Here is an 18,659-nt window from a genome sequence, read left to right on the forward strand (position 1 = left end):
TCAGCGCCGATGGTAGTTGGGGGTTTCCCCCTGTGAGAGTAGGACGTCGCCAAGCTATAATCTTTGTATTCTTTTTGAGTAATCGGGAATACTATTTTTATAAAAGAAGCATTTATACCGTCGCGGGGTGGAGCAGTCCGGTAGCTCGTCGGGCTCATAACCCGAAGGTCGCAGGTTCAAATCCTGTCCCCGCAATCATGAAAAAAACGAAACCCAGGTTTCGTTTTTTTGTTTTATCCGAAATTCAAACAATTATGTCCTTAACTTATTTGTTTCTTCTTTTGAAACAAGGTAAACTACATATAGAATGGTTTTTGTTCCATAATATTGCGTTTATGGTTCTCGACATGAACTTTAGGACGTTTTCCTAATAATGATAAAGGTGATTGATATATGCAACAGGTTGAATGGATTTCTCAGAATGAGGAAGAAACAGCGCGATTTGCGCAGGAATTGGCACAAAAGCTTTCAAGCGGCGATGTGCTGGCTTTAGAAGGTGATTTGGGTGCAGGGAAGACGGCATTCACAAAAGGATTGGCTAAAGGATTAGGTGTTACCAGAATGGTGAATAGTCCTACCTTTACGATAATAAAGGAATACATGGGACGATTGCCTTTATATCATATGGATGTATATCGGGTAAGTGAATCGGAAGAAGATTTAGGCTTTGAAGAATATTTTGATGGTGATGGTGTGACTGTCGTTGAATGGGCCCATTTAATAAAGGATCACCTTCCGGAGGAAATCTTGACCATTTATATTTATCGCCTGAGCGATACAAGCCGGCGTTTTGTTCTGGAAGCCAAAGGCGAACGATATGTAAAGTTATGTAAGGAGATTATTTGATGAAGGTTTTAGCTATAGATACATCGAATTTCACATTAGGGGTTTCCCTGGTAAACGGGAGTCAAGTAATTGGTGAGTATACGACGAACCTAAAGAAAAATCATTCGGTGCGGGTTATGCCAGCAATTGAAACACTGCTGAGGGATTGTGATACTAAACCGAAGGATTTGACTAAGATAGTGGTCGCTCAAGGCCCAGGATCCTATACAGGCGTCAGGATTGGAGTGACGATTGCAAAAAGCTTGGCCTGGACACTTCAGATTCCTTTATCGGGTGTTTCCAGCTTAGAGGTTTTAGCAGCTAATGGACGTTATTTTAACGGGTTGATCTCTCCGTTGTTCGATGCAAGAAGAGGGCAGATTTATACTGGATTATATGAAATGGAAAATAACTCTTTAAAGACAGTCATTGAAGATTGTAATATTTTATCCTCTGAGTGGGCGAATCAATTGAAGGAATTAAATCGTCCCGTTTTATTCGTTGGTCAAGATGTGGACATCCACCGGGATGCAATTACGGAAGCATTAGGTGAATTAGCTGTATTCGCTCCGGTACAGTCATATAACTCAAGACCAAGCGAACTGGCCTTCCTTGGTCTTGATAAGACTGAAGTCGATGTTCACCAGTTTGTACCGAATTATATCCGCATGGCTGAAGCAGAAGCTAAGTGGCTTGAACAGCAGGGGAAATAAACAAGGAAAGCGACCGATTATTATGAGTAAAACATTGACGTTCCGAAAGATGAATACGGAAGATATCGACCAAGTGCTAATTGTGGAAAAGCAGTCCTTCACTTTGCCTTGGAGCCGGGAAGCTTTCTTTAATGAACTGAATCATAATCAATATGCTGTATACATGGTGATAGAAGATGAAGGGAAAATTGCCGGTTATTGCGGTGCATGGATCGTCATTGATGAATCGCACATTACCAATATAGCTATATTGCCAGAATACCGAGGGCAAAAGCTTGGGGAAGCTTTGCTCAGGAAGATGATTGAAATCTCCATTTCGATGGGTGTGGTCAGGATGACGCTTGAGGTACGGGTCAGTAATGCAATAGCCATTTCGCTTTATGAAAAACTTGGTTTCCAAAAGGGTGGAATCCGAAAAAATTATTATACGGACAATCAAGAAGATGCTTATGTTATGTGGGTGAATTTTTCATGAAAAAAGATCAATTTATATTAGGAATTGAAACGAGCTGCGATGAAACTGCGGCAGCTGTCATAAAAAATGGAACGGAGATACTGAGTAATGTCGTGGCTTCACAAATCGAAAGCCATAAACGTTTTGGCGGTGTCGTCCCGGAAATAGCTTCCCGTCATCATGTAGAACAAATTACGATCGTTCTCGAAGAAGCATTGGTGCAAGCCGGTGTGACATATGAAGACTTGGATGCCATTGCCGTTACAGAAGGCCCCGGACTGGTAGGGGCACTATTAATAGGCGTGAATGCGGCGAAGGCTGTAGCTTTCGCGCATGGAATACCGATTGTCGGAACGCATCATATCGCGGGTCATATCTATGCAAATCGTCTTATTCAGGAAATCGAATATCCTGCGCTTTCTTTAGTCGTTTCGGGAGGCCATACGGAATTGGTCCTTTTAGAAAAACCGGGTACTTTCAAGGTGATAGGGGAAACGCGGGATGATGCAGCAGGTGAGGCGTATGATAAAGTGGCCCGAACCTTGGGGCTCCCTTATCCTGGAGGCCCTCATATCGATAGGCTGGCACAAGAAGGTTCACCAACTTTGAAACTGCCTCGGGCATGGTTGGATGGCAGCTATGACTTTTCTTTCAGCGGGCTGAAATCAGCGGTAATCAACACTTTGCATAACGCCGAACAGCGCGGGGAAAAAATTGAACCTAAAGATTTAGCCGCAAGTTTCCAAGCTAGCGTGATAGAAGTGCTTGTTATGAAAGCTGTAAAGGCTGCAAAGGAATATAATGTGAAGCAGGTATTGCTTGCTGGAGGAGTTGCAGCAAATAAAGGCCTTAGGGAAGCATTAACGGAAGCTTTTAAGGATTTACCTATGGATATATCCATTCCGCCCCTATATCTTTGCACGGACAATGCCGCCATGATCGGTGCTGCTGGCAGTGTCATGTTTGAAAAGGGAAAACGATCAGGTTTGGATTTGAACGGAAATCCTGGATTGGACATTGAAGCATTTTAATTGACGAGAAGACAGGATCCCTCACTTAGGCATCCTGTCTTTTTTATCGTGTTTATAAAAAAAATAGAATATTCTGTGGATAAATTTTTTTAGATGATCATACTGCATGTGTATAAAGTGGGGTTTTTGTGGATAAGTGGATATGTTTCTGTGGATAATGTGCATAACCCAAATTAATGGCTAGTGAGCGGTAAGTGGTTTGTTAACAATTTTGTGGATAACTTTCAAGCAACGTTTTAATTGGAGAAGAAAAAGACCGAGTCAATTAACTCGGTCTTTTGTCATTCCTCCAGTTCAGTCCATTCTTCAAGAAGCTGGTCCAAACTTTCCTGGGCATTATCAAGCTTTGTTTGGACCTCCATTACTTTTTCATGGTCCTGAAAAACACCTGGATCACAAAGGAGATCATTATATTCGTTTATTTCGATCTCAAGAAGCTCCATGGCTGCCTCGATTTCCTCAATGCGCCGCTTTCGCTGGCGTTCAGCTTTTTTTGCTTCTTTATCAATTTTGTAATTTGTTTTTTCTACAGTTGCATCTAAAGTTTTAGCCTGTTCCTGCTCTTCAAGTGCTTGGATTTCCGCCTGCTCCTGTTTCTTCTCTAGATAGTAATCATAATCACCGAGGAATTCTTCGTTGCCGACTTTGGAGAGCTCTATCACTTTCGTTGCTATCCGATTTATGAAATAACGGTCATGTGAAACGAAAAGAATAGTTCCCGGATAATCGATCAAGGCGTTTTCAAGCACCAATTTACTATCGAGGTCCAAATGGTTCGTTGGTTCATCAAGAATTAAAAAATTCCCTTTTTGCATCATCATTTTGGCAAGGGCAAGCCGTGCCTTTTCGCCCCCGCTTAGTGTGGAAACGGTTTTCAAAACATCGTCCCCGCTAAATAGAAAATTACCGAGTACTGTGCGAATGTCCTTTTCCGGTTTAAGGGGATAGTCGTCCCATAATTCATTGAGTACGCGTTTATTGGAAACAAGGTTAGCCTGTTCTTGATCGTAGTAGCTGACTTCTACGTTCGTTCCAAAACGGAAACCACCAGAAAGTGCAGGCAGCTTAGAAATGATCGTTTTCAATAAAGTTGATTTTCCAACTCCATTTGGGCCAACAAGTGCTATGCTTTCCCCTTTAGTCATCCGGGAATTTATATTCTTTGATACCGTTTCCCCTTCGTATCCAATAGCCAAGTCCTGAAGTTGAAGTACTTCATTTCCGCTTTGCTTTTCAATCTGGAAAGAAAAATTCGCGGATTTTTCATCACCTTGCGGCTTGTCCATAACATCCATCTTTTCGAGCTGTTTGCGTCTGCTTTGTGCTCTTTTCGTGGTGGAAGCCCTGGTGATATTACGTTGGACAAAGTCGCGAAGCTTTTCAATTTCCCCTTGTTGCTTCTCGAACAGTTTCATGTCCCGCTCATAATCTTCCGCTTTTCCCTCTAGGTAAGAACTATAATTACCATGGTATTTTTTCATGTTATTCCGGGAAATCTCATATACGAGGTTTACTACTTTATCTAAAAAATAACGGTCATGTGAAACAATAAGGACAGCTCCCTGGTAGCTTTGTAAATATTGTTCAAGCCAAGAGAGGGTTTCGATATCCAGATGGTTCGTCGGCTCATCCAGAATCAATATGTCCGGTTTCCTTAAAAGCAGTTTCCCTAATGCAAGCCTTGTTTTTTGTCCGCCGCTTAAAGTGGAAATGGGGGTAGAATAGTCAAAGTCAGCAAACTGAAGTCCATGCAATACGGAACGGATATCCGCCTCATATTGATAGCCGCCCTTCTCTTTGAATGCCACCATCAAAGTGTCGTATTCATTCAGCACTTTTTGGTAAATTGTTTCGTTTTCAAAGATGTCAGGTCTGGCCATATCAGCCTCAAGGCGACGCAGGTCCTTTTCTTGCTCTATAAGGTCGGTGAATACAGTCAGCATCTCATCCCAAATGGTCAGTTCGGATTCCAATCCCGTATCCTGGGCCATATAGCCGATGGTGACGCCTTTTGGTTTGATTATCTCACCGCCATCATGGGAAAGCTGCCCGGCTATGATTTTAAGCAGAGTTGATTTACCGGCGCCATTTCGGCCGACTAGTGCAATTCGATCTTTATTTTGAACTTCGAGCTTCATATTTGATAAAATAAGTTCAGCTCCATAATATTTCGATAGTTGATTGATTTGTAATAAAATCATAGATTTCACCTCAATTGATTATTGTTAGTGTAACGTATTTTAGTTAATATCGGCAACAGCTTGGTTCCAAGCTTAAACAAAAGCTGTTACATAAAGTGGAATAATAGTGTATGATTTAGGAGGGGTTACTTAAATGGGAGACTTAACGCATTTTAATGAACAGGGCAGGGCCAAAATGGTCGATGTGAGTGCTAAGCCTGAAACAACCCGGACGGCAGTAGCTCAATCGAGCATTTTATTGAATGATGAAATATATGAATTGGTCACGAACCATAAAATGAAAAAAGGTGATGTACTGGCTGTTGCGCAAGTTGCAGGAATAATGGCCAGCAAGAATACATCCAATATAATTCCAATGTGCCATCCCATTGCTCTGCAAGGGGTCAATATAGCCTTTGATTGGGAAAAAGAAGAACAAGGATATAGGCTTACGATTGAAACGGAAGCTAAGACAAAAGGGAGTACAGGTGTGGAAATGGAAGCGTTAACAGCTGCATCCGTGACTGCCTTGACTGTTTATGACATGTGTAAGGCCATTGATAAGGGAATGGTGATCGGGCCTACATTCTTAGTGGAGAAAACAGGCGGAGTGTCCAGTAGCGATTATAAAAGGCAAGTAAAGCAAACAGATAGAGATTAAGTTGACAAGCATGTGTGAAAGCGGGGAAGAACAATGAACCATGACCCAAAGATACCGCAGGCGACAGCCAAAAGGTTGCCATTGTATTATCGATTTTTAAAGAACTTACATTCCTCAGGCAAACAAAGAGTTTCCTCGGCAGAGTTAAGTGAAGCTGTAAAAGTGGATTCTGCCACAATTCGCCGTGATTTTTCCTACTTTGGCGCGCTTGGGAAAAAAGGCTACGGCTACAATGTCAATTACTTATTATCCTTCTTTAGAAAAACACTAGATCAAGACGAATTGACCAAAGTCGCTTTAATCGGGGTAGGAAATTTAGGAACCGCTTTTTTAAATTACAATTTCATGAAAAATAATAATACAAAAATTGAAATGGCTTTCGAGGTTTCTGAAGAAAAGGTCGGCAAGCGAATAGCTGATGTGCCCATCTATCATATGGATCAAATCGATACATTATTGCAGGAAAATAATATTACTGCGGCTATATTGACAGTGCCAGCACAGGTAGCCCAGACGATAACCGATCGTCTAGTCAAAGCTGATATAAAAGGAATATTGAATTTCACACCTGCACGGCTGACTGTGCCTCCATCCATAAGGGTTCACCACATTGACCTGGCCGTGGAGCTTCAGTCGCTCATCTACTTCCTGAAACATTATCCTGTAATGGAAGAAGCCGCATTGGAGGAATGAAAAAAACGCTGCATCATTGCAGCGTTTTTTTATTTTTTCTTATTTTTTTGTGCAGCTTTAATCTTAAAGTGCAGCATGATCATGCGTAATCCCGATCCAAAATCAAGAGTTGCAATAAGGACAAGTATGTAGGCAAAGAGTCCCCATCCGGAAGAATTGACGGTTTGAATCGCGATAGCGGTAAAAAGAGCTCCTAAGCCAGCATAGATGATGCCCATAAATAATGGTGATTGACGTTTCATAATAAACCTCCGATGAAGGCCTGTGCAGTATCTAGCATCTTCTCAATATCCTCCCGATATACCACTTGAAGGATGATAACAAGCGTATTCATCGCAATATGAGCGCTCATGGAAACGAGAATGCGACCTGTTTTCGCATAAAGGAAAGCAAAGGTGAAGCCCATTGCCGTATATAATAGAAGATGTTCAAATTCACCATGCGCCAAGCCGAAAATAACTGAGCTGATTAAAGCTGAAATAAAGAAGTTAAAGCGTTTATGAAGAGACCCGAAAATGATTTTCCGGAAAATTAATTCTTCCAATATAGGTCCAATTACTGAAGTGACGAAAATGACCATGGGGACTTTGTAAATGAGTGAAATAAGTTGCTGCGTATTTTCAGATTCAGACTTCACCCCAAGGATTTGTTCAATGCTGCCGGCAATGCTTTGTGCAAAAAGAGCCATGAACACTCCTGCAACTGCCCATAATATGGACATCGGGACGGTAGTTTGATTTCTCGTGCCCAACTGTTCCCTCATATCTTTTTTCATTAAAAAAAGAATCAAGAATAAAGCAGCGAGAAAACTGAAAACTATCCAATATGCTGCAGACTTCACTTCGAGTTCATCGGCCGGCATTCCGGTAGAAGATCCGATAAGCATGAAAATGGGTACCCCAACAATACTGGATAATTGCATGCCAATATAAGTGATGATGACGAACCAATATTCTTTTTTCAAAAATGAAAACTCCTTTTATAGTCACCCATCCCGTTCGGAACGTTCCTGATATGGGGACAATCTATAAACGCATACTCCAAAATGGTATCAAATATTGAGGCAGAACACCACTTAAAGGTACCCCTAACATAACATTTCAATTACATTGTTAAGGAAATCATTATGTTAAAGTAGTTTACCCTTAATTTATCAGAAATTAATAAAAAATTTTCAATAAGATACTTGCAAAAAAGGCTCGGTTTATTTAATATTATAAATGTGTTAGCACTCGATGATGAAGAGTGCTAATAATCATGAAACAAATTATCAAGAGAATATGAGGAGGTTGTTTCACTTGTTAAAACCATTAGGTGATCGCGTTATTATTGAACTAGTTCAAACTGAAGAAAAAACTGCAAGCGGTATTGTTCTTCCTGATACTGCTAAAGAAAAGCCACAAGAAGGTAAGGTAGTAGCAGTTGGTACTGGCCGTGTCCTTGAAAATGGCGAACGTGTTGCTTTAGAGGTTGCCCAAGGCGATCTAATTATCTTCTCGAAATATGCAGGTACTGAAGTTAAATACGAAGACACTGAATACTTAATTTTACGTGAAAGCGACATTCTAGCTGTAATCGGCTAATTATACATCATACTTAACTGAACGAAAATTTTCTTAAAATTTTAGGGAGGTACTTATAAATGGCTAAAGAAATTAAATTTAGTGAAGAAGCTCGTCGCTCCATGCTTCGTGGTGTGGACGCACTTGCAGATGCAGTTAAAGTAACGCTTGGACCAAAAGGTCGTAACGTGGTTCTTGAGAAAAAATTCGGTTCACCGCTTATCACAAATGACGGTGTGACGATCGCTAAAGAAATCGAATTGGAAGATGCATTCGAAAACATGGGTGCGAAATTGGTTGCTGAAGTAGCAAGCAAAACAAACGACGTAGCTGGTGACGGTACTACTACTGCAACAGTTCTTGCACAAGCGATGATCCGTGAAGGTCTTAAAAACGTAACAGCTGGTGCTAACCCAATGGGTATCCGTAAAGGAATCGAGAAAGCGGTCAATTCAGCAATTGCAGAATTGAAAGCCATTTCCAAACCTGTTGAAAACAAAGAATCAATCGCACAAGTTGCTGCCATCTCTTCAGCTGATGAAGAAGTGGGCCAACTGATTGCAGAAGCAATGGAGCGCGTTGGTAACGACGGCGTCATCACAATCGAAGAGTCTAAAGGTTTCACAACTGAATTGGACGTAGTAGAAGGTATGCAGTTCGATCGCGGATATGCATCTCCATACATGGTTACTGATTCAGATAAAATGGAAGCTGTCCTTGAGAATCCATATATCTTGATCACAGATAAAAAAATCACGAATATCCAAGAAATCCTTCCTGTCCTTGAACAAGTTGTTCAACAAGGGAAACCGCTATTATTGATTGCTGAAGATGTAGAAGGCGAAGCGCTTGCAACTCTAGTTGTGAACAAACTTCGTGGAACATTCAACGCTGTTGCGGTTAAGGCCCCTGGATTCGGTGACCGTCGTAAAGCAATGCTTGAAGACATCGCGGCTCTTACAGGCGGCGAAGTGATCACTGAAGAAATCGGACTTGATCTTAAATCCGCAACAATCGATTCATTAGGCCGTGCGTCTAAAGTGGTTGTTACAAAAGAAAATACAACAATCGTTGAAGGTTCTGGAGACACAGCTCAAATTCAAGCTCGTGTAAACCAAATCCGTGTCCAATTAGAAGAAACGACTTCTGAATTCGACCGTGAAAAATTACAAGAACGCCTTGCTAAATTAGCTGGTGGCGTAGCGGTAATCAAAGTTGGTGCAGCTACCGAAACAGAATTGAAAGAACGTAAACTTCGTATTGAAGATGCATTGAACTCCACTCGTGCTGCTGTTGAAGAAGGTATCGTAGCCGGTGGTGGTACAGCACTTCTTAACGTATACAATAAAATCGCTGAAATTCAAGCGGAAGGCGACGTAGCAACAGGAGTGAAAATCGTTCTTCGTGCAATCGAAGAGCCTGTTCGTCAAATCGCTCACAATGCCGGTCTTGAAGGCTCTGTAATCGTAGAGCGCCTTAAAGGCGAAGCAGTAGGCACTGGCTTCAATGCAGCTACTGGACAATGGGTGAACATGATCGAATCCGGTATCGTCGATCCTACTAAAGTAACTCGCTCTGCTCTACAAAACGCTGGTTCTGTAGCAGCTATGTTCTTAACTACAGAAGCTGTAGTTGCTGACAAACCAGAACCTGCAGGCGCTGGCGGAATGGGCATGCCTGATATGGGCGGCATGGGCGGCATGGGCGGCATGATGTAATAAGGGTTTAAATCCCTTTGATATAGGGGTTTAAAGAGTATTTAGAAATAAATGCTCACCTATTTGCTCACCTAACATGTAAATATCTTTTAAAGTTGAAGGTCTTCCATTAGTTTACTGAACTGATGGGAGGCCTTTTTATCCCCCAGACGATGATGATAGCAGAAGAAATTAATACTTTATACTGCCCGTTAGCTGCCTGCTGTAACCTCTTTTTAGTTTCAGCATCTAATACAGCTATATAATTTGTATGTTGTAAATTAAATGCTGAAAGCCCTAATTTTACTAATCAAAAATACCGTTTAGTTCTTGTTCTGTAATAGTATAATCGGGTAAAAAATTGCTCGCTGATCGTCTGTCTTCTACACAAAAGACATGAAAAAAGAGGCTTCCATTAAATTTCGAAAATTAATGGAAAACCTCTAATTCAGAAAATGTTACCCCAATGTTGCCCCTCGTACGAAAACAACGGTTTTAAACCTTGATATTAATGGGTTTAGGCACCAAGCTACATCATGCCGCCCATAAGCTCTCAACGTAAATCCTCGAAAACAACTACTAAAAAACCTATTAAAATCAAGAGTGAAAACGAGTGGTTAACAGAATAAACGATAATACATCAATAGTGCCCGCCTCCAGTTAGACGGGCGGGCGCTATTGATTCTCATCTTCCTGTCTTTTAATCAGAACGTCAAAAATAGCGCTTGTTACACTACGCGTCCCTTCAGCATCATGCCCCAGCTCCCATAGCATCATACCACCAAATTCGTTAGCAAGAGCAAGTTTGGTTTTCTTTATCATTGTCGTTTCTCCATTATAATGATAGGTCGTCCCGTTCAAGTTAACTTTGTCTCTTTCAGCATTTGTAGGATCATGATTAATGATAGCATTATAAGATAAATGCATTTTCGTTAAGTCTTCTGGTTGTGCAAAAAGAGGAACTCCTAATACTAACTTTTTCTTCGAAATTCCAAGTTTGTCAAATAAATTAGACCAATAGCTTACGATATTCTTAGTGAATGGATACGGTGATAAATTTGCAGCATTATATTTCCCGTCCCATTGACCGTCATATGCCATGATATTAACGTGGTCAACATAATAAAACATGGATGGATCATAAACAACTGATTGAACTTCTGTCCCTGTCACACTATGAATCATTGAATATACGGCTATCGATAACTCCTTGTCATTTAAGTGTAACTTTTCTCCCAATGTTTTTGTAAAAACAGCTAGATAATGTGCGTCCTCTTTTGAACGGGGGTGCTCAAAATCAATATCAATCCCATCAAGATTCTCTTCATTCGTTAGTTCAATTAGTTCGTCAATAAGCTTTGTACGAGAAGTGGGATTTGCTATGGCAGTTTTAAAATAGTCATATGATTCTCCGCCTTTCAAGTGGCGCATGCCACCTACAGCAATCATCACCTTTGTATCTTCTTGGTGTGCATTTTGAACCATTTTGCGGAGATTTGATAAGGCCTTCCCACCATTCAATAAGAGACTTCCATCTTTTTCAGGATGGACAAATGAAAAAATAATATGTGTTAACTTCGTATAATCGATCGACGCGGGATCTCTAAAATCCTGAATATATCCTATTAATACTTTTGAATCGACAGGTTCTATATGTTGTTCTGATTTTGGCGCTTCTCCTATTATGAGTTGGCTTTGTGTTTGTGTCTGACCTTTTTCTGTATTGTTACTTGTAAATATAGATTCTAAAAAAAACCCTCCTATAAAAATGAGCAATGCTACTATTGTTAGAAGGAGGTAGTGTTTCTTCATTCAACAACCTCTTTTCATAGAAAACCGTCTTTAGAAATAGTATCAAAAAGAAATGGGAATGGGAATGGGAAGTAATGTGGTGGAAATAGTGTAAGCAACCTTATTACTCTAATTAGAGTTAAAAAGGTTGCTTATTGTAGTTATAAATCTTTCTTAAACTGTTTAGTCCAAATAAAACTTGTGATCGACTATCAAAATGTCCATTTATGATAAAGTAATTCTTTTGCATCGGAACCTTTAAGCATGAAATCAATAGGCATAGACCGATAGATAGAAAGTTATTGCTTGTCAATCTCAAGGTGTTTTTTCAATTCATTGGAAATTTCATCGAGCTTTTCTTTATCTGGTATAAAATAGTAGATTTTATTTATTTCCGAATCTTTTCCATCAATTTGGTGCTGTACTATGTTTTGAAGGGACTCTTTATAATTGGATTGAATGGCCCACATATCATTGAAAGTCAAGTTTGTTTTCACGTTGTTTTCAACAACTTTAAATATATCATCAAATTTCGTAATAGAGGATATGTGGGATCCCTTATTAATCACAGCTTCGATTACTTGACGTTGTCGAAGTTGTCGACCAAAGTCCCCCCGTGGATCGTCTTTTCTCATTCGAGAGTAACCTAGGGCTTCTTTACCGTTCAAATTGATCGTGCCTGTCGGATAATGAACACCATAAATAGTAAAATCTAAATCATTATCTACTTTCACTCCTCCTACTGCATCAACAATATCTACAAAGCTTTTCATATCACCCTTTATAAAATAATCAACAGGAATATCTAAGAACTTTTCTACGGTACGTATGGCCATTCCATCACCACCCAATGCATGAGAGTGGTTAATCTTATCTTTTGTTCCTTTCCCAATTATCTTAGTATACGTATCACGAGGAATGCTTACCACGTGCATGGATTGATTATGGGGATTAATCGTTAATAAGATTAATGCATCAGACCGTCCGTGTAGTTCTCGACCTGCGGGATCATCAATTCCCATTAGTAAAACTGAAATGGGATCTCCTTCTTTAATGTTAATCTTTTCTAGTCGTTCTTTAGATTCGTATTTTACTTGAATACTTGCTACAGTTGACGTTACTATGGACCATAAGTAATATGTGTAACTGCCTGTCCCTAAAATTAAAATAACAATTGTGGTTAATATAATAAGTAATATTTTTTTTCTCTTTCCGGTGCGCATTGTATACCTCACTTTAATAAATCTAATGGATTATAGATTATTTGTTTGTATTTAAAAATAAGAAATTATAAATTTTTGAACTGTGGATAAGCGCTTCGACATCCAGCGTAAGCGTCCCAGCGACTAATGAACTTCCCCCTCACTGCGATAAGTTAACATCGAATCGCTTACGCTCTTCGTGTTTCCTTTATCTCATTCGGAGTGGTCCAGTCCATACGTCGCTAAACGGGCACTTGTGCTTTGTTCTGAAAAATACATACTCTCTTAATTATTGGACTATGCTACAGATTTAGAATCTGTTTTAGAATCAGTTTGATAGTCTCGTCCTGTTCGATTTACTTTATTCCAGTCCTTGTTGAAGAAATAAGCAATACTTCCATACATTACAAGGTACATAATGATAAAGCGATAAATAAAAATATCTAGGAGAATAGTAAAGAATAAGCGATATATATCTTTCTTTTGAAATCTAAATCCGTAATACCTACTCACTCCAATTGCCACCAAATTATACATAAAATGAAATAATAAAATGTAAAGTAAAATGGTAAGTATATGTAAAATACCGGAAGAAAATGGATTAAAGATACTATTTACCACAAATAAACTCGTCATAATATAAGCAGTAATGGTTCTACCTATAAAAGATTCAAATATATAGAAAAACGAGACGGCTTTAGTAAATAAGGTTTTACAAATAAAAGAACGGAAATGGATGACACAGTCTATAAATGCCTTTTGCCAGCGTACGCGTTGTTTAAAAAAGTCCTTCCAGTTTTCAGGTAATTCTGTATAAGCAACAGCATCTGAAATTAGAGCAATCTTCTTATTTTTTTGTTTGGATATGTACTTATGGATGCGTAGTGTTATATCAATGTCTTCTCCTATAGTTGAACGATAACCTCCTACATTAATAAGTGTTTGTTTCGTAAAAATACCAAATGCTCCTGATATGACGGCTAAAGCTTGAAAACGTGCAAGTGATAATTTTGTAACATAGAAAGCTTTTAGAAAATCCAATGTTTGGAGACGTACTAGCATGTTTGCATGAACTAAAGACAAATAGCTCAAAGGTTTAGATGTTTTTGTTTGTAGAACGTGCACGACCCCTCCTGCAGCAACGACGTCCTTATCTTCAAAGGTTTTGTTAATCACTGATAAGGCCTGATCTGTCAAGATGGTGTCTGCATCTAATGTGATAACTAAACTTTGACTCGAATATTCAATGCCTGCATTTAAGGCATCTGCTTTTCCACCATTCGGTTTATCTAAAACGTATATATGAGGGTAAAGCTTGGATTGAAAAACATTTTTTACTTTTTTATGGGACAGCTTTCTGAGTGTAGATCTAGAACAGGGTGTTAATTTTAGAAACTTATTCAATAAAGAAAGTGTTTCATCCGTTGATCCGTCATTGATATAAATGACCTCAAACTGTGAATAAGATAATGATTTCATACTGTTAATCGAAGTTTCAATAATTCCCTGTTCATTGTAACAAGGGACTATTATACTAACCCCTTTTTCTTTTTCTATTTCTACATTACGATTAACGTCTTCGCTTTTTTCCCGAAACCAAGGCAAACAATGGAGTAAATGAAGCACAGGGAAAGCATTGCCTAAAAAGAACAAAAATACGAGAATATCATCCCAAAACACAATCGAAGGTATAATATCCGAAGTTATAATATCAATAATCATTCATCACCTTTCTGACATGTTATATTATCAGAAAATAAGGAAATAGAAATTATTTCTATGGAAATTCAGGGAAAAATTAATATAGGTAATTCTGTTGTTATAATTGTAAAATAATAAAAATTAAATATGTATAAAAACGGATAATGATGAAGATTTTATACTATTAAGTAATGCGAGGTTTGTGTAGTAGTCAAATTACAATCCGAAATAAGCTTTAATAGATATTAAATAGGCTTATAATCTGGATCTAAATACCTGAAAAATATGTTTTCTTTGAAATACAAATGAAATTTTCAATTCTATCAAAAACTCTCGTTCTTCACTTATCTAGTTGTAGAATAAAATCAACAATAGCAACTGAAATTAGTGGAAATTACTACAATTAAAACAACCATTTAATGTCCACTCATATACAAAGTAATGACGAAATTCATATCCTATCCCCTGATTTTTATAATTCCATTGATTTACAGACCTTTATGCTAGTAAATGGGGGAATAGATAAAGGATAATCGTGATGTTCAATTTTTTATGATTCTTTCCTAACGGTGTAAGAGATTTACCGTTATCCGTTTTTTAACTTTTTTTATCATTATTTTACTTTTTTACAGAATGCAACAGAGATATTACATTCTGATAAAATCAGTTTTCCTTCCTTCATTCTCTGATAATATGAATTTCTATGAAAATTTAGTGAGGTGGGGAACGGAACTTTGTTAAAGAAATTATTAGCATTATGTCTTTTATTAAATCTTATTATTTCGGGGGGAGTGGTACACGCCAATTCGGTATCCAGTGAACAAGATAGTACACCTTCAGTTACTGATCTCATGGGTTCACAAGAAGGTTATGGTGTGAGTGCCTCTAATCCCCGCGCAGTCGAAGTGGGGATGAAAGTGCTTGAAAATGGAGGGAATGCCGCTGATGCTGCCATTGCTGTTTCCTACGTGCTTTCTGTTGTTGAGCCATTTGGGTCAGGGATTGGCGGCGGTGGTCAAATGCTACTTATACCGCCGAAGACAAATAAACCTGTTGTTTATGATTATCGAGTACAAGCCACATCTGATGAGAAACTGGGTAGTAAAAAATCAGGTGTCCCCGGTTTCGTTAAAGGGATGGATATGATACATAGAGATTATGGGTCAAAACCATTTGATGAACTGATTTCACCTGCAATCGACTTCGCAGAGAAAGGAGTTGAAGTCGACAAACTATTATCGGAACGTCTTACAGGCGCCAGTCAGAGGTTGCCGGTAAAGGACTTGCCGCACTTCTATCCTGATATGAATCCCATAAAACCGGGGGAAACGTTAAAACAAAAGGAGTTGGCGAAAACTCTAACTAAAATCAAGGAAAACGGTCCAAACGCTTTTTATAAAGGTGAAATAAGTGAGAGTTTTATAAAAGCTGTTCCATACATGGATAAGAAAGATTTGGAAGACTATGAAATTCAGAAACCAGAACCTGTGAAAGGAAAACTGAATGAATGGACCGTTTATTCTGCCAGTCCTCCTCTTACAGGAGTACCTTTTGTTCAGTCGTTAAAACTTGCTGAAAAAATGAATATAGCCGAAACAAAAGGTGATGAGGGCCGATTCACTCATTTAATGACAGAAATCTCAAGAGTCACAAAGAATGATAGAATAAAAGAAATCGGAGATCCTACATTCAATAAAATAGATGTGGATGAACTTGTCAGTGATGCTCATATCCAAAAACTTGCTGATAATATTTCTCCTCACAAGATCTCAACAGTAACAGAGGATGACGGGGAAAACGTTAATGATTCCCATACAGATACAACACATTTTGTCATTGTCGATAAAGAAGGAATGATGATATCTGCAACTAATACATTGAGCAACTTTTTCGGAACAGGAGAATATACGGATGGTTACTTTATCAATAATGCCATTGAATATCAATTTAGCACTAAAAAAGATTCACCAAACCGTTATGAACCTAATAAGCGCCCAAGAAGTTCTACCACTCCGACAATTTTGATCAATGGAGAAAGAGCTATTGGGATTGGAAGCCCTGGAGGAGCAAGAATTCCGTCTGTAATGGCACAAGTGTTAGCCAGACATTTTTATCTGGATGAATCATTTGAAGAGGCTGTGAGAGCTAAAAGGTTTTATGGTAAAGGTAAATATCTATATGTAGAAGATGGTTTTCCTGAAGAGGTAAAAGTTGACATGAGAAACCGAGGATATAAGGTTCAACCAATGCATATATCCGTCTACTTCGGTGGAATTCAAGCGCTTGAAGTGAACAAAAAAGAAGGTACCATTGATGGAATTGCTGATTCACGACGAGGCGGAACATGGGATGCCAAGGGTAAAAACACTTATAAAGTTCAAAATGGGGATACCCTTTGGATAGTTGCTAATAAGTATCAAACATCGCTGGATAAGATAGTAAATCTAAATAAATTGCAGTCTACTGACCTTTATCCAGGTCAACAATTAAAAATTCCTGGACCGAGTAAAACATACACAGTTGTTTCAGGAGACACAATCTATAAAATGTCACTTAAACTTGATATTCCGATGTCTGAGTTAATACAAGCCAACCCGAAAATTGAAAATCCCCAGTGGATTTATCCAGGCGATAAAATAAATGTTCCATAAAAAGGACAACAGGAATGACTTTTATGGATGATTTATAATAGGGGAATTGAAAGTAACAATAAAGGCAATTGAGTAATTATCAACACGGATTCTGCGTTAAGCTAAATCCGTGTTTTTTTCGTTTTAACGTAAACGTCAAATGGAACATGTGAACCATTTTATAAAAATACTGTAAGACCCAGAACTCACAAGACCTCCCCATAAATTGTCTTTTATTAATAAAATCCTCCTTCGTGAATTCTGAACATTAGGGAGGGAATCATGACATTGAAGAAAATTTCTATTTTCCTTTGTGTCAATTATTTTCAAAAACTTCAGGAGGAGGGAAATCATGCTTAAAATAGCTACCATTTTAATTGCATTTATCTTAGTTTGTCTGCCTATGTTTGATAAATCTGCAATAGCTGAGACTTACATAGTTCAATCAGGAGATAACCTTTCGAAAATTTCCAATAAGTATGAAACATCAGTAGAAAAGATTGTTAATTTGAACAAATTGCTATCTACTGTAATTGAACCAGGTCAATACTTGGAAATTCCTGACACGTACATAGTTAGTGAAGGGGACACGCTTTATAAAATTTCTAATAAACTCGGAGTCTCTATACCTGAGTTATTAGAAGCCAACCCAACAATTGAAAATCCTAATTGGATTTACCTTGAACAAATAATCAATGCTCCAATAAAAAATGAAATGATTTATATGGGAAACCCTAGTAAGAAAAGAATCGCCCTGACTTTTGACGACGGTCCAGAAGATATCTATACACCGCAAATTTTAGAAATCTTAAAGCAAAAGGGTGTAAAGGCTACCTTTTTTGTGATAGGTGAGAGAGCCAAGAAGTATCCAGAACAATTAAGACAAATTTACAAAAAAGGACATGCTATAGGCAACCACACTTGGGATCACCCGCATTTACCTGAGCTTACGGACCAACAATTTAACAAAAATATACAGTCCACTACCGCAGAAATTGAGAAAATTATAGGGTTCAAACCAGATTTATTCCGACCGCCATATGGAGAAATTGAAGATAGACAGGTAGCAATGCTTAATAAACAAGGCTACCGTTCGATCATGTGGACGGCTGATACAAAGGACTGGAGTGGAGTGTACGCAGAAGAAATTTTATCAAGAGTGAAGCAAGACACTAGACCTGGAGTTATCGTCCTTCAACATAACTATCATGCATCCGGGCAATTTGAAACTGTTAAGGCATTGCCACAAATCATTGACGAATTACGTGCACAGGGCTATGAGTTTGTTACCGTCCCAACACTCTTAGGTAAATAGGAATAAAGAATTCGGGGTGCTGTTTTGTGTAGTTATTTTTTGTTTTATAAAGAGTAAAGATTTTTTTACACGGTCCAGAATCAAACTAATAATGTGTTGAAAATCTTTAGTATTTTTCAAAAGGCATAATTTAAGAGAGGGACTAAAAGCGTCCCTTGCTTTCCAGGTAAATGAGATGAATTTCCTTCGTGAGTTCTTGGTTTT

Annotated in this window: 16 protein-coding genes and 1 tRNA gene; 11 read left to right on the top strand and 6 right to left on the bottom strand. The window is 38.6% G+C overall.

The features are described 5' to 3' along the window. The first annotated feature begins 121 nt into the window (after window positions 1-121). The 5 genes from ACFVSH_RS14670 to tsaD all read left to right on the top strand — a co-directional run bounded on the left by ACFVSH_RS14670 (window position 122) and on the right by tsaD (window position 3,023). A tRNA-Met gene (locus ACFVSH_RS14670) sits at window positions 122-195 on the top strand. Window positions 196-393: 198 nt separating this feature from the next. Continuing rightward, entirely contained in the window at window positions 394-846 is a 453-nt protein-coding gene (gene tsaE / locus ACFVSH_RS14675; protein ID WP_387604765.1) for a tRNA (adenosine(37)-N6)-threonylcarbamoyltransferase complex ATPase subunit type 1 TsaE, read from the top strand. Then, window positions 846-1,538: a tRNA (adenosine(37)-N6)-threonylcarbamoyltransferase complex dimerization subunit type 1 TsaB gene (gene tsaB, locus ACFVSH_RS14680; RefSeq protein WP_260288951.1), complete on the top strand. Its 693-nt coding sequence runs from the start codon at window positions 846-848 to the stop codon at window positions 1,536-1,538. Before tsaE ends, tsaB begins: the two co-directional genes overlap by 1 nt. Window positions 1,539-1,560: 22 nt before the next feature. Continuing rightward, window positions 1,561-2,013 (top strand): ribosomal protein S18-alanine N-acetyltransferase, encoded by a 453-nt coding sequence (gene rimI / locus ACFVSH_RS14685; RefSeq protein WP_260288950.1) that lies wholly within the window; start codon window positions 1,561-1,563, stop codon window positions 2,011-2,013. Further along, window positions 2,010-3,023 (top strand): tRNA (adenosine(37)-N6)-threonylcarbamoyltransferase complex transferase subunit TsaD, encoded by a 1,014-nt coding sequence (tsaD, locus tag ACFVSH_RS14690; RefSeq protein WP_192207539.1) that lies wholly within the window; start codon window positions 2,010-2,012, stop codon window positions 3,021-3,023. The genes rimI and tsaD overlap by 4 nt, the downstream gene beginning before the upstream one ends. A 281-nt stretch (window positions 3,024-3,304) precedes the next feature. Here the strand turns inward: tsaD and ACFVSH_RS14695 are convergent, their stop codons facing one another. Further along, on the bottom strand, window positions 3,305-5,224 hold the full coding sequence (locus tag ACFVSH_RS14695; protein ID WP_387604768.1) for an ABC transporter ATP-binding protein: 1,920 nt from the start codon (window positions 5,222-5,224) through the stop codon (window positions 3,305-3,307). Between the two features lie 133 nt (window positions 5,225-5,357). On the opposite strand from ACFVSH_RS14695, the gene moaC reads away from it, so the two are divergent. Further along, complete coding sequence (gene moaC / locus ACFVSH_RS14700; protein WP_192207541.1) at window positions 5,358-5,864, top strand: cyclic pyranopterin monophosphate synthase MoaC; 507 nt, start codon at window positions 5,358-5,360, stop codon at window positions 5,862-5,864. Between the two features lie 33 nt (window positions 5,865-5,897). After that, on the top strand, window positions 5,898-6,557 hold the full coding sequence (locus ACFVSH_RS14705; protein WP_387604771.1) for a redox-sensing transcriptional repressor Rex: 660 nt from the start codon (window positions 5,898-5,900) through the stop codon (window positions 6,555-6,557). A 29-nt stretch (window positions 6,558-6,586) separates the two neighbouring features. Here ACFVSH_RS14705 and ACFVSH_RS14710 read toward each other — a convergent pair whose 3' ends face one another. Next, entirely contained in the window at window positions 6,587-6,799 is a 213-nt protein-coding gene (locus tag ACFVSH_RS14710) for a YdiK family protein (protein ID WP_034306342.1), read from the bottom strand. Further along, window positions 6,796-7,521, bottom strand: coding sequence for a CPBP family intramembrane glutamic endopeptidase (locus ACFVSH_RS14715; RefSeq protein ID WP_387706575.1), 726 nt, complete (start codon window positions 7,519-7,521; stop codon window positions 6,796-6,798). The genes ACFVSH_RS14710 and ACFVSH_RS14715 overlap by 4 nt, the downstream gene beginning before the upstream one ends. Before the next feature lie 334 nt (window positions 7,522-7,855). On the opposite strand from ACFVSH_RS14715, the gene groES reads away from it, so the two are divergent. Next, window positions 7,856-8,140 carry a co-chaperone GroES gene (groES, locus tag ACFVSH_RS14720; RefSeq protein WP_034306337.1) on the top strand — a complete coding sequence of 95 codons (285 nt, stop codon included), beginning with the start codon at window positions 7,856-7,858 and terminating at the stop codon, window positions 8,138-8,140. 59 nt (window positions 8,141-8,199) lie between these two features. Beyond that, on the top strand, window positions 8,200-9,837 hold the full coding sequence (gene groL / locus ACFVSH_RS14725; protein ID WP_053533467.1) for a chaperonin GroEL: 1,638 nt from the start codon (window positions 8,200-8,202) through the stop codon (window positions 9,835-9,837). Between the two features lie 654 nt (window positions 9,838-10,491). On the opposite strand, the gene ACFVSH_RS14730 is transcribed toward groL, so the two are convergent. The 3 genes from ACFVSH_RS14730 to ACFVSH_RS14740 form a co-directional block, all read right to left on the bottom strand. Then, window positions 10,492-11,628, bottom strand: coding sequence for a glycosyl hydrolase family 18 protein (locus tag ACFVSH_RS14730; RefSeq protein ID WP_387706577.1), 1,137 nt, complete (start codon window positions 11,626-11,628; stop codon window positions 10,492-10,494). Window positions 11,629-11,906: 278 nt separating this feature from the next. Next, complete coding sequence (locus ACFVSH_RS14735) at window positions 11,907-12,830, bottom strand: LCP family glycopolymer transferase (protein WP_387604778.1); 924 nt, start codon at window positions 12,828-12,830, stop codon at window positions 11,907-11,909. 276 nt (window positions 12,831-13,106) lie between these two features. Further along, on the bottom strand, window positions 13,107-14,531 hold the full coding sequence (locus tag ACFVSH_RS14740) for a glycosyltransferase family 2 protein (RefSeq protein ID WP_387604780.1): 1,425 nt from the start codon (window positions 14,529-14,531) through the stop codon (window positions 13,107-13,109). Between the two features lie 713 nt (window positions 14,532-15,244). Here ACFVSH_RS14740 and ACFVSH_RS14745 point away from each other — a divergent pair. Beyond that, the gene (locus ACFVSH_RS14745) at window positions 15,245-17,161 is read left to right on the top strand and encodes a gamma-glutamyltransferase (protein ID WP_387604782.1); all 1,917 of its coding nucleotides are present in this window, start codon (window positions 15,245-15,247) and stop codon (window positions 17,159-17,161) included. Window positions 17,162-17,492: 331 nt separating this feature from the next. Continuing rightward, window positions 17,493-18,455: a polysaccharide deacetylase family protein gene (locus ACFVSH_RS14750; RefSeq protein WP_387706579.1), complete on the top strand. Its 963-nt coding sequence runs from the start codon at window positions 17,493-17,495 to the stop codon at window positions 18,453-18,455. Window positions 18,456-18,659: the final 204 nt, after the last annotated feature.

The sequence above is a fragment of the Peribacillus sp. NPDC058002 genome (assembly GCF_042886655.1).
Lineage (GTDB): Bacteria > Bacillota > Bacilli > Bacillales > DSM-1321 > Peribacillus > Peribacillus aracenensis.

Bases quoted from the DNA above. Each gene is read 5' to 3' on its own strand.
- ACFVSH_RS14705 (WP_387604771.1), top strand. From the start codon at position 5,898: ATGAACCATGACCCAAAGATACCGCAGGCGACAGCCAAAAGGTTGCCA.
- groL (WP_053533467.1), top strand. From the start codon at position 8,200: ATGGCTAAAGAAATTAAATTTAGTGAAGAAGCTCGTCGCTCCATGCTT.
- ACFVSH_RS14740 (WP_387604780.1), bottom strand. From the start codon at position 14,531: ATGATTATTGATATTATAACTTCGGATATTATACCTTCGATTGTGTTT.
- ACFVSH_RS14735 (WP_387604778.1), bottom strand. From the start codon at position 12,830: ATGCGCACCGGAAAGAGAAAAAAAATATTACTTATTATATTAACCACA.
- ACFVSH_RS14730 (WP_387706577.1), bottom strand. From the start codon at position 11,628: ATGAAGAAACACTACCTCCTTCTAACAATAGTAGCATTGCTCATTTTT.
- tsaD (WP_192207539.1), top strand. From the start codon at position 2,010: ATGAAAAAAGATCAATTTATATTAGGAATTGAAACGAGCTGCGATGAA.
- rimI (WP_260288950.1), top strand. From the start codon at position 1,561: ATGAGTAAAACATTGACGTTCCGAAAGATGAATACGGAAGATATCGAC.
- ACFVSH_RS14710 (WP_034306342.1), bottom strand. From the start codon at position 6,799: ATGAAACGTCAATCACCATTATTTATGGGCATCATCTATGCTGGCTTA.
- ACFVSH_RS14750 (WP_387706579.1), top strand. From the start codon at position 17,493: ATGCTTAAAATAGCTACCATTTTAATTGCATTTATCTTAGTTTGTCTG.
- moaC (WP_192207541.1), top strand. From the start codon at position 5,358: ATGGGAGACTTAACGCATTTTAATGAACAGGGCAGGGCCAAAATGGTC.
- tsaB (WP_260288951.1), top strand. From the start codon at position 846: ATGAAGGTTTTAGCTATAGATACATCGAATTTCACATTAGGGGTTTCC.
- ACFVSH_RS14695 (WP_387604768.1), bottom strand. From the start codon at position 5,224: ATGATTTTATTACAAATCAATCAACTATCGAAATATTATGGAGCTGAA.
- tsaE (WP_387604765.1), top strand. From the start codon at position 394: ATGCAACAGGTTGAATGGATTTCTCAGAATGAGGAAGAAACAGCGCGA.